The organism is Streptomyces sp. CLV115, from assembly GCF_038448545.1.
GTDB lineage: Bacteria > Actinomycetota > Actinomycetes > Streptomycetales > Streptomycetaceae > Streptomyces > Streptomyces sanglieri.
On the sequence record NZ_JBCEWQ010000118.1, the window covers coordinates 16,405 to 27,337 of the forward strand.

At 71.3% G+C, this 10,933-nt stretch carries 10 protein-coding genes; 6 read left to right on the plus strand and 4 right to left on the minus strand.

Going from position 1 to position 10,933, the window contains the following annotated elements:
* The first annotated feature begins 263 nt into the window (after positions 1-263).
* Positions 264-1,451 (plus strand): serine hydrolase domain-containing protein, encoded by a 1,188-nt coding sequence (locus tag AADR41_RS30555; protein WP_342284746.1) that lies wholly within the window; start codon positions 264-266, stop codon positions 1,449-1,451.
* Position 1,452: 1 nt separating this feature from the next.
* Here the strand turns inward: AADR41_RS30555 and AADR41_RS30560 are convergent, their stop codons facing one another.
* From AADR41_RS30560 to AADR41_RS30570, 3 genes are all read right to left on the minus strand, one after another.
* Positions 1,453-1,998 (minus strand): hypothetical protein, encoded by a 546-nt coding sequence (locus AADR41_RS30560; RefSeq protein ID WP_342284747.1) that lies wholly within the window; start codon positions 1,996-1,998, stop codon positions 1,453-1,455.
* 86 nt (positions 1,999-2,084) lie between these two features.
* Complete coding sequence (locus tag AADR41_RS30565) at positions 2,085-3,248, minus strand: ABC transporter substrate-binding protein (RefSeq protein WP_342284759.1); 1,164 nt, start codon at positions 3,246-3,248, stop codon at positions 2,085-2,087.
* 189 nt (positions 3,249-3,437) lie between these two features.
* Complete coding sequence (locus AADR41_RS30570; protein WP_342284749.1) at positions 3,438-4,877, minus strand: gamma-aminobutyraldehyde dehydrogenase; 1,440 nt, start codon at positions 4,875-4,877, stop codon at positions 3,438-3,440.
* 178 nt (positions 4,878-5,055) lie between these two features.
* On the opposite strand from AADR41_RS30570, the gene AADR41_RS30575 reads away from it, so the two are divergent.
* The 5 genes from AADR41_RS30575 to AADR41_RS30595 all read left to right on the plus strand — a co-directional run bounded on the left by AADR41_RS30575 (position 5,056) and on the right by AADR41_RS30595 (position 10,273).
* Positions 5,056-5,547: an Lrp/AsnC family transcriptional regulator gene (locus AADR41_RS30575; protein ID WP_176729251.1), complete on the plus strand. Its 492-nt coding sequence runs from the start codon at positions 5,056-5,058 to the stop codon at positions 5,545-5,547.
* Positions 5,532-6,911 carry an aspartate aminotransferase family protein gene (locus AADR41_RS30580; RefSeq protein WP_342284750.1) on the plus strand — a complete coding sequence of 460 codons (1,380 nt, stop codon included), beginning with the start codon at positions 5,532-5,534 and terminating at the stop codon, positions 6,909-6,911. The genes AADR41_RS30575 and AADR41_RS30580 overlap by 16 nt, the downstream gene beginning before the upstream one ends.
* A 279-nt stretch (positions 6,912-7,190) precedes the next feature.
* Positions 7,191-7,928, plus strand: coding sequence for an ABC transporter ATP-binding protein (locus AADR41_RS30585; RefSeq protein WP_342284751.1), 738 nt, complete (start codon positions 7,191-7,193; stop codon positions 7,926-7,928).
* The gene (locus AADR41_RS30590; protein WP_342284752.1) at positions 7,910-9,088 is read left to right on the plus strand and encodes a hypothetical protein; all 1,179 of its coding nucleotides are present in this window, start codon (positions 7,910-7,912) and stop codon (positions 9,086-9,088) included. The genes AADR41_RS30585 and AADR41_RS30590 overlap by 19 nt, the downstream gene beginning before the upstream one ends.
* A gap of 60 nt (positions 9,089-9,148) precedes the next feature.
* Positions 9,149-10,273 carry an LOG family protein gene (locus AADR41_RS30595; RefSeq protein WP_342284753.1) on the plus strand — a complete coding sequence of 375 codons (1,125 nt, stop codon included), beginning with the start codon at positions 9,149-9,151 and terminating at the stop codon, positions 10,271-10,273.
* A gap of 7 nt (positions 10,274-10,280) precedes the next feature.
* On the opposite strand, the gene AADR41_RS30600 is transcribed toward AADR41_RS30595, so the two are convergent.
* A complete protein-coding gene (locus tag AADR41_RS30600) occupies positions 10,281-10,733 on the minus strand; it encodes an SRPBCC family protein (RefSeq protein WP_342284754.1) in 453 nt (150 codons plus the stop codon).
* Between the last annotated feature and the right edge of the window lie 200 nt (positions 10,734-10,933).

Genomic DNA, 10,933 nt, shown 5'->3' on the forward strand with positions numbered 1-10,933 from the left:
CCGGCTCCTTCTTCGACCTCGGCTCCTACTTCGGTCGCGGCTCCTTCTTCGGCCTCGGCGTCCCGGCCGTCCGCGACTCCCCCGCCGGCCGTGGCTCCCCCGCCGGAGGGAGGTCCGGCGTCCGGCTCCCCCGCGCGAGGGAGCCGTTCTCCCTCCGGCAAACCCCCGGACGGGGGATCCGTCCGGGCGGCCCGGTCAACAGGATGGATTCCGTCAACAGTTGAGGATTCCACGCCCGGGAGGCACCCGTCATGAACGTCCGCATGTCCAGCACCGCCCTCGCAGCCGCGCTCGTCCTCGGCCTCGTCACGGGCCCCGCCTCGCCGGCCCTGGCGGCGGCCGGTACCGATGCCCGCACGGCCGCAGGCCAGTTCGCCCAGCGGGAAGCCACCGGGCGGGCCCCGGACGCCGGGGCCCTGCGCGCCGCGATCCAGGGGCTCCCGAAGGACGACGCCACGGCCGCGCTGGTGCGGGTCTCGGGCTCCGGGGGCGACTGGCGGGGCACCGCCGGCGTCCACGACCTGGCCTCCGGCCGGCCGGCGGACCCGGACGGCCGCTTCCGGGCCGGCTCGGTGACCAAGGTCTTCACGGCGGCCGTCGTGCTGCAACTGGCCGGGGAGGGCAGGCTCGGCCTGGACCGCCCGGTCCGGCACTATCTGCCGGATCTGGTCCCGGCGGCGTACGAGGGCGTCACGGTGCGCCAGTTGCTGAACCACACGAGCGGCATCCCGTCCGTCGGCTCCGGCGGCGGCCCGGACGACGCGTACGCGCACCGCTTCGACCTGCACGACCCGGTGCGGACCGTGCGCGAAGCCACCTCCCGGAAGCCGGACTTCGTGCCCGGCACCCAGCAGCACTACGCCAACATCGGCTACACCGTGGCGGGCCTGCTGATCGAGCGGGTCACGGGCGACACGTACGCCTCGCAGGTCTCCCGGCGCGTCCTGGAGCCCCTGCACCTGAAGGACACGTACTTCCCCGGCACCGACCCGGCGATCCGCGGACCTCACAACCGCGGCTACCAGCTCTTCGGCACGGGCGAGCTGCGCGATGTGACGGTGTGGGGGGCGACGGACGCCTGGGCTGCGGGAGACCTGATCTCGACCACCGCCGACCTGGAGCGTTTCACCCGGGCGCTGTTCGGCGGGCGGGTGGTGCGCGGTCCGCTGCTCCGGGAGATGTTCACGCTGCCCGACCCCTCGGTGCGCGAGTACGGCACGGGCGAGCCCGCCGCGTACAGCGCGGGTCTCTCGGTGATGCGGCTGGGCGGACGCGAGGTCTGGGGCAAGACGGGCGGCCGCTGGGGCTACAACACGGCCGTCGCGGCCACCCGTGATCTCTCCCGGACCCTCGTCTACAGCGTCAACTCGACGGACGCGAAGGGGGAAGGCATGAATCCCACGGCGCTGGACATAGTCGTGGCCGCCTTCGGCGCCCCGTCGGCCGGATGACTCAGAGCGCCGGCGCGGCCGTCGCGGCGGACTCCGGCAGCGGTGTCCGCTCCAGCGCCTCCAGCCGCTTGATCATGCGGCGCACCACGAGCAGCGGGATCACCCCGAAGACCCCGAACGACATGTCGATGACGGACCACCAGAAGGGGATGCCGCGGACGGGCCCGCAGATCAGCGCGAGCGGGATGATCCCGGCGCAGGCGATCATGCCGAATTCGATGACCCAGATGTTGCGGACCGGGTCGCGGTAGGGGCCGTAGAAGGCGACCGCGATGACCAGGTGCGCGAAGGCCAGCCAGTCCGTGCCGTACAGCACGAAGGGGTACTTCGCGTCGGCCTCGTCGAGGCCGGTGCGGACCTTGGTGATCCACTCCATCAGCGCCGGGAAGTGCTCCGGAACGGGAGAGGCCGAGGACCTCAGCAGGTCCTCGGCCCAGTGGAGTTCATGGACGAGCGGAAAGGCGGTCAGCCCGCTCAGCACCAGACAGACGATGAACACGACCAACCACACGCGTATGCGCCTCAGCACGGCTCTTCGCTCGCTCATGTCCGCAGCGTACGCCCGGATTCACCGGCCCTTTTCGCCACCCCTGGCAACCCCCTGGCAACCCCCTGGCACGTCTCCGGCACGGCTCACAGCCCGACGATGGCGTTCCACTTCTTCGCGAACTCGGTGCGTTCCTCGGAGGTGACGTCGCGGGCGATCGCGAGCCGTTTGCGCATCGCGTCGTCGGGGAAGATCAGCGGGTCCTCGGCAAGTGCCGCGGTCTCCTCGTCCTTGGACGAGGCCAGCACCTCGCGGGCGGCCGGGACGGGGCAGACGTAGTTGACCCAGGTCGCCAGCTCGGCGGCGACCTCCGGCTCGTAGTAGTAGTCGATGAGCCGCTCCGCGTTGCGCTTGTGGCGTGCGAGGTTGGGGATCATCATCGATTCCGACCAGAGCTCGGCCCCCTCCTCGGGAACCACGAACTCGATCTCCGGGTTGTCGGCCTGGAGCTGGATGACGTCGCCGGAGTAGGCCTGGCAGGCGAGCACATCGCCGGTGGACAGGTCCTTGATGTAGTCGTTGCCGGTGAAGCGGCGGATGTGCCGCTTCCTCACCAGCTTCTCGACCTGGTCGCACACCCGGTAGAAGTCGTCCGGCCGCCAGCGGGTGACGTCGACGCCGTTGCCCTGCATCAGCAGGGCGAAGGACTCGTCGAGCCCGGACATCAGTGTCACCTTGCCGCGCAGGTCGTCCGCCCACAGATCGCTCAGGTGCTTGATCTCGCGGCCGAGCCTCTTGCGGTTGTAGGCGATGCCGGTGATCCCGGACTGCCAGGGAATGCTGTGCAGCCGGCCCTTGTCGAAGGCGGGCGAGCGCAGCTGCGGATCCAGGTACTTGGCGACGTTCGGCTGCTTGGCCCGGTCCATCTCCTGCACCCAGCCCAGCCGTACGAACCGGGCGGACATCCAGTCGCTGATGACGATCAGGTCCCGGCCGGTCTCCTGGTGGTTCATCAGCGCCGGGCTGATCTTCCCGAAGAACTCGTCGTTGTCGTTGATCTCCTCGGTGTACGTGACGGAGATCCCGGTCCGCCTGCCGAAGGCGTCGAGGGTGGGCCGCTTCGACTCGTCCTCGTCGTCGGTGTCGATGTACAGGGGCCAGTTCGCGAAGTGCAGGGCGTGATCGCTCGCCGAGGTGTCGCGCCCGGCCCGGTCACCGGGCTCCACATAGGCGGCGGGCACTCCACAGCCGGCCAGCGTGACACCGGCCGCCGTGGCTCCGAAGGCGCGCAGCAGGGACCGGCGGGACATGGGGTTCTTCGGGGTTGCTCGCACCTGCGCAGGATGCCGGTCGGCCGGCGGCCCGGACAATGGACCAACCGTCCAGCGGCACCCGTTCCGTCCGCACACCCTGTCGATACCGGGGAACGGGCCGACACCCCGAACGGGCACGGCCCCGGGCGGGGAGCCCGGGGCCGTGGCCTGCCTGCTGACGGGATATCAGCCGTCGAGCGAGGTCATGACGTGCTTGATGCGGGTGTAGTCCTCGAAGCCGTAGGCGGAGAGGTCCTTGCCGTAGCCGGACTTCTTGAAACCGCCGTGCGGCATCTCGGCGACGAGCGGGATGTGGGTGTTGATCCACACACAGCCGAAGTCGAGGTTCTTGGACATCCGCATGGCGCGGGAGTGGTCCTTGGTCCACACCGAGGAGGCCAGGGCGTACTCGACGCCGTTGGCGTACTCCACGGCCTGGGCCTCGTCGGTGAACTTCTGGACGGTGATGACCGGGCCGAAGACCTCGTTCTGGACGATCTCGTCGTCCTGCTTGAGGCCGGAGACGACGGTCGGGGCGTAGAAGTAGCCCTTTTCGCCGACCCGGTGGCCGCCCGCCTCGACCTTGGCGTGGGCGGGGAGCCGCTCGATGAAGCCGCTGACCTGCTTCAGCTGGTTGGCGTTGTTGAGCGGGCCGTAGAGCACGTCCTCGTCGTCCGGCTGCCCCGTCTTGGTGTCGGCGGCGGCCTTGGCGAGCGCGGTGACGAACTCGTCGTGGATGGACTCGTGGACCAGGACGCGGGTCGCGGCGGTGCAGTCCTGGCCGGCGTTGAAGTAGCCCGCGGCGGAGATGCCCTCGACGGCCTTGGCGATGTCGGTGTCCTCGAACACGACGACCGGGGCCTTGCCACCGAGCTCCAGGTGGACCCGCTTGACGTCCTTGGAGGCGGACTCGGCGACCTGCATGCCGGCCCGGACCGAGCCGGTGATGGAGGCCATCGCCGGGGTCGGGTGCTCGACCATCGCGCGGCCGGTGTCCCGGTCGCCGCAGATGACGTTGAAGACGCCCTTGGGCAGGATCTGGCCGATGATCTCGGCGATCAGCACGGTCGACGCCGGGGTGGTGTCGGACGGCTTGATGACGACGGTGTTGCCCGCGGCAAGCGCCGGGGCGAACTTCCAGACGGCCATCATCATCGGGTAGTTCCACGGCGCGACCTGCGCGCAGACGCCGACCGGCTCACGCCGGACGATGGAGGTCAGGCCCTCCATGTACTCGCCGGCCGAGCGGCCTTCGAGCAGCCGTGCCGCGCCCGCGAAGAAGCGGATCTGGTCCACCATCGGCGGGATCTCTTCGGTACGGGTCAGTTCGAGCGGCTTGCCCGTGTTCTCCGACTCGGCGGCGATGAGGTCCTCGGCACGCTCCTCGAAGGCGTCCGCGATCTTCAGCAGGGCCTTCTGGCGCTCGGCGGGCGTGGCGTCGCGCCAGGCGGGGAAAGCGGCCGCGGCGGCGTCCATCGCGGCATCGACATCGGCCTGCCCGGAGAGCGGCGAGGTCGCGTAGACCTCTTCCGTGACCGGGTTGATCACATCGATGGTCCGCCCGTCAGCGGCGTCCCGGAATTCTCCGTTGATGTAGTTGCGCAGACGGCGCACCTCGGTGGTCACAACCACCCCTCCTGTCGACACGTCCAATGGGTGAGATGCCCAGGGTAGTCGCTCAGGTGTCGCTTTCGACATGCCCAACCGCCGTGAACTTCGGATTCAGTTAGATCCGCACCCTCAAACAACGAATTTCATTGATCTGGGGTTGCCAGACAGACGAGTCCCGGTGCAGAGTGGATGCGTGGCCAGTCGCAGCGCAGACTCCAGGACCGGGAACGGATCGTCACCAGCGGTCGATGCCGTCTCCCTCGCAATCATCGAGCAGCTCCAGGAGGACGGACGCCGTCCGTACGCCGCGATCGGCAAGGCCGTCGGCCTCTCCGAGGCGGCCGTGCGACAGCGCGTCCAGAAGCTTCTCGATCAGGGCGTGATGCAGATCGTCGCCGTCACCGATCCCCTCACCGTGGGATTCCGGCGGCAGGCGATGGTGGGCATCAACGTCGAGGGCGACCTCGACCCCGTGGCCGAGGCGCTGTCGGCCATGGCCGAGTGCGAGTACGTGGTGATGACCGCGGGCTCCTTCGACCTGATGGTGGAGATCGTCTGCGAGGACGACGACCACCTGCTGGAAACGATCAACAAACGCATCCGGGCCCTCCCCGGCGTGCGCTCCACCGAGAGCTTCGTGTACCTGAAGCTCAAGAAGCAGACCTATATGTGGGGAACCCGATAGCCGTGAGCAAGGACCTCAGCCGAACCGCGTACGACCACCTGTGGATGCACTTCACCCGCATGTCGGACTACGAGACCGCGCCCGTTCCCACCATCGTGCGTGGCGAGGGCACCTACATCTTCGACGACCAGGGCAAGCGTTACCTGGACGGCCTGTCCGGCCTGTTCGTGGTCAACGCCGGTCACGGCCGTCACGAGCTCGCCGAGGCGGCGTACAAGCAGGGCCAGGAGCTGGGCTTCTTCCCGGTGTGGTCCTACGCCCACCCGAAGGCCGTCGAGCTGGCCGAGCGCCTGGCCGACTACGCGCCGGGCGACCTCAACAAGGTCTTCTTCACCACCGGTGGCGGCGAGGCCGTCGAGACCGCCTGGAAGCTGGCCAAGCAGTACTTCAAGCTCCAGGGCAAGCCGACCAAGTACAAGGTCATCTCGCGTGCGGTCGCCTACCACGGAACCCCGCAGGGCGCCCTGTCCATCACCGGTCTGCCGGCCCTGAAGGCCCCCTTCGAGCCGCTGGTCCCCGGCGCGCACAAGGTGCCGAACACCAACATCTACCGCGCCCCGATCCACGGCGACGACCCCGAGGCCTTCGGCCGCTGGGCCGCCGACCAGATCGAGCAGGAGATCCTCTTCGAGGGCCCGGAGACCGTCGCCGCGGTCTTCCTGGAGCCGGTGCAGAACGCCGGTGGCTGCTTCCCGCCGCCGCCCGGCTACTTCCAGCGCGTGCGCGAGATCTGCGACAAGTACGACGTGCTGCTCGTCTCCGACGAGGTCATCTGCGCCTTCGGCCGGCTCGGCACGATGTTCGCCTGCGACAAGTTCGGCTACGTGCCGGACATGATCACCTGCGCCAAGGGCATGACCTCGGGCTACTCCCCGATCGGTGCCTGCATCGTCTCGGACCGCATCGCCGCGCCGTTCTACGAGGGTGACAACACCTTCCTGCACGGCTACACCTTCGGTGGCCACCCGGTCTCCGCCGCGGTCGGCCTCGCCAACCTCGACATCTTCGAGCGCGAGGGCCTCAACCAGCACGTCCTGGACAACGAGAACGCCTTCTTCACGACGCTGCAGAAGCTGCTCGACCTGCCGATCGTCGGCGACGTCCGCGGCAACGGCTTCTTCTACGGCATCGAGCTGGTCAAGGACAAGGCCACCAAGGAGACCTTCACCGACGAGGAGACCGAGCGCGTCCTGTACGGCTTCCTCTCCAAGGCGCTGTACGACAACGGCCTGTACTGCCGGGCCGACGACCGCGGCGACCCGGTCGTCCAGCTCGCGCCGCCGCTGGTCTCCGACCAGTCGACGTTCGACGAGATCGAGGGCATCCTGCGCACCGTCCTCACGGAGGCGTGGACCAAGCTCTGACCGGCACGACGGCCGGCCGGCCGACCACGGACCGGCCACCGGCCGAACGGCCCCCTCGCTTGACCATCGCTTGACCACTGTTCGACCGGCTTCCAGCCGTCATCCTCATGCGGTCCACACGGCCCGGATGCGCCCATTCGAGTGGGAAGGGGCGCATCCGGGCCGTGTGCTGTGCGCTCACCGCGGTTCGAATCCCTACGGTGCCGAGTGACCGATCGGCCCTGGCTTCGTTCCCCCGTACGGGGGACGGGAATTACGATCTGAACCGAGGTGTACGCCATGGTGGCCCCGCCGGACAACGACGTGATCTGGGCGCGCTCCCTGCACCATTCCCACAACGGCTCCCCCGCGCTCGGCGGCGTCTCCCTGGGCGTCCGCGACGGCGAGATCCTCGCCGTGACCGGCCCCCGGGGCTGCGGCAAGACCACCCTGCTGCACTGCCTGTCCGGCCAGTTGGTGCCCGAGCAGGGCGAGGTGTGGTTCAACAGCGTCCCCGTCCACACCATGGGCCCCCGGCTGCGCGAACGGCTGCGCCGCGACCGGTTCGGCTGGATCGCACCCGAGCCCCAGCTGGTGCCCGAGCTGAACACCTGGGAGAACACCGCCCTTCCGCTGCTGCTGCGCGGCGCCTCGCACCGGGAGGCGAAGAAGACCGCCCTGGAGTGGCTGGAGCGGCTCGACATCGGCACCTGCGCCAGGCAGCGACCGCACACCCTGCTCCAGGGGCAGCGCCAGCGGATCGCCGTGGCCCGCGCCCTGGCGGGCGCCCCCACGGTGATCTTCGCCGACGAGCCGACCGCGACCCTGCACCGCAGCGACCGGACGCATGTGCTGCGCACCCTCACCAGCGCGGCCCGTTCGCACGGCATCACGATCGTGCTCGCCACCCACGACGCGGAGATCGCCGCCCTGGCCGACCGCACGGTCCCGCTGCTGGACGGCCGCCGCGTCGCCACCGTCGCCCTGCCCGCCGTGTCCGATACGGAAGGCCGCGCGGCGTGCTCGCTCTCCGTCTAGCCCGGGGTTCCCATCCGCTGGTCCTGCTGCGGCGGCTGCTGGTCGCCGCCGCCTCCGCCGGCGTCGGCTTCCTGCTGCTGTGCGCCCTCGGTTACGCCTCGGGGCATCCGGCGCACTCCACCGGGGCCGTGCTGCGCCTGCTCTGGTGCGTCGTGCCGTTCGCCGCCACCGTCCAGTTCGCGGTCGCGGTCGCGCGCACCGACCCGAGCACCCGGCCACGCTCCGGACTGTCCGCCGTGGGCCTCGGGCCGGTCCGGCTCGCGGTGCTCGCCGCGGTCTCCACCGCCGTCTCCTGCACGCTCGGCTCGATGGTGGCGCTGCTGTTCTATCTGCATCTGCGCGGTGACCTGTCCGGGCTGCCGTTCGACGGCGCGGCGGCCGGGCTGCTCGACGCCGAGGCCCCGCTGCCGCTCGCCGCCGCGACGGTGCTGCTGGCCCTGGTCCCACTGACCGCGGCGACGGCGAGCGCGTTCGCGCTGCGCGCCGAACCGGTGTCCACGGCGGCCCCGGCGGACTCGGAGGTCCTGACGGAGCCGGAGGCGCCCGGTCCCGCGGCACCGCCCACGGGGCTGCCGTGGGGCGTGGCGCTGACCGCGGCCGGCCTCGCCGTCGAGGCGTACATGAGCCGGGGCGACGGCCGCAGCCTGCTCCCGCTGCCCGGCAGGCTCGACGCCACCCCGGCCGGAGTGCTGGCGGGATGGACACTGACCGCGGCCGGGCTTGCCGTGGCGGGCCCGGGGCTGGCCCATCTGTGCGGGCGGCTGCTCCAGGCGGCGCGCCCCGGCGCCGTACGGCTGCTGGCCGGCCGGGTGCTGATGGACGAGTCGCGGCGGATCGGCCGCCCGCTCGGTGTGTTCTGCGCGGTGCTGGCCGCGGCGGTCGCCGCCTACGCGCTGTACGGGACGGCGGCCCGCCCGCTCGGACCGCTGACGGTACTGGGCGCGGTCCTCGTGCTCGGCTGCACGACGGCGACGCTGCTGACCTCGGCGCTGGAGGCCAGGCAGGCCCGCGAGCAGACGGCGCAGGCCCTGCTGCGGCTCGGCGCCCCGGTATCGGCGCTGCGGGCCGCGACGGCCCTGCGCGCCGCCGCACTGCTGATCGTCTTCGCCCCGCTGACCTGGCTGATCGCGGAGCTGGCCGCACTGCCGCTGACGGTCTGAGGACGCGCGCCGCGGGCCGGGCACCCGCACCCGCACCCGGCGGCTACGTAGCATGACATCGTGGACAATCCGGACGAAACCAGTTCCCCGCCCGGCCCCGAGATCGACTCGCTCCCCGCATTCGACGCGGCGGTCGTCTCGGGGTCGCTGGCCGGGCACCGGGTGCAGTCCGTCGACCTGACGGACCGCGGCGCCGCGCTGCTGGCCGCCGACACGGCCGGCGCCGTCTTCCTCGGCTGCCGGATGGAGCCGGAGGCGGCGGCGAAGGTGCGGGCCGACGGCGCGTTCGTCTTCCCGCCGGTGCCGGGGCTCCCCTTCGATCCGTACCGCGGCCTGCTCTACACCCCCGACGCGCTCTACGAGGGGCTGGCGGACGGCGGTTACGCGGCGACGCCCGACGCCCGCGCGTACCGCTGGTTCCAGCAGACCCGGGCGAACGGCGACACCTTCGCCTCGATGCTCCGGGCGCTGCACGACGACGCGGTCTCCGACGCGCTGGACGAGCTCCTCACCGGCGCCGCCGTGGTCGGGGTGATGGGCGGCCACGCGACGGCCCGCGGCAGCGCCCCGTACGCGGCCGCGGCCCGGCTGGGACGGACCCTGGCCCGGAACGGTCTGACGGTGGCCACCGGTGGTGGCCCCGGCGCGATGGAGGCCGCGAACCTCGGGGCGTACCTGGCGCCGCATCCCGATCCCGTGCTGGACGAGGCCTGCGCGCTGCTGGCCGCGGCCCCCTCGTTCACCCCGTCGGTCACCGACTGGGCACTGGCCGCCTTCGACGTGCGCCGGCGCCTGCCGGGCGGCGGCGGCTCCGTCTCGATCCCGACCTGGTTCTACGGGCACGAGCCGCCGAACCCGTTCGCGGAACGCATCGCCAAGTACTTCGCCAACGCGCTGCGCGAGGACGGACTGCTCAGCCGCTCCACGGCGGGCGTGGTCTTCCTGCCCGGCGCGGCCGGCACTGTACAGGAGATCTTCGGCAACGCGACGCCGAACTACTACGGCTCGCTCGGCGCTCCGACCCCGATGGTTCTGGTCGGCCGCGCCCACTGGACACGCGCCCTGCCCGCCTGGCCGCTGCTGCGCGCGCTGGCCGCAGGCCGGGCGATGGAGCCCCGGATCGCGCTCGTGGACACGGTGGACGAGGCCCCGGCGGCGCTGGCCCGGCTGTCGGCGAGGCCGTAGGCCGGGCTCAGAAGGACGCGAGCCGGGCCACGAGCGCGTCGAAGAAGGCCTCCCAGCCGTCCTCGGCTGCCGCGTACTGCTCGGCCGTGAGGTTGCCGCCGCGCTGCTGGAAGACCATCTCGGTGGTCCCGCCGCGGCGCTCGGTGAAGGTGGCGGTGACGGTCTCGCCCTCGGCGTCGGCGGGCGCGGTGGCGTCCTTCAGGCTGAACACCAGCTTCTCGGGGGCCACCACCTCCCGGTAGACCCCGTGGAACGGCATCTCGGTGCCCGGCACCACGATGACCAGACTCCAGGCTCCGCCCGGCCTGACGTCCATCGACACCCGGTCGAGCGGCACCTCGGCGTCGCCGCCGTACCAGGCCGCGAAGTGCTCGGGCGTCGTCCAGGCCGCGAAGACCTTCTCCGGCGGGGCGTCGAGGATGCGGGTGATGTCGATGCCCTCGCGTGCTGACTCGGTCATGTCGCTGTCCTTCCCGGAGTCTTCCGGATCCGCTGCACGGCCCCGGGACCGTCCGCGAGGACGTTCCCGGGGGTTCCCCGGGGGCGGTCGGCGCCGCACTCCGGGGCATCCGGCAATCCTCCGGCCGATGGGCGGCTCCCGCGACCGGTGGGCACCGGCGCCGGACCGCCCGCCCCTGACCGTCCGCCAGCCCCTCGTAG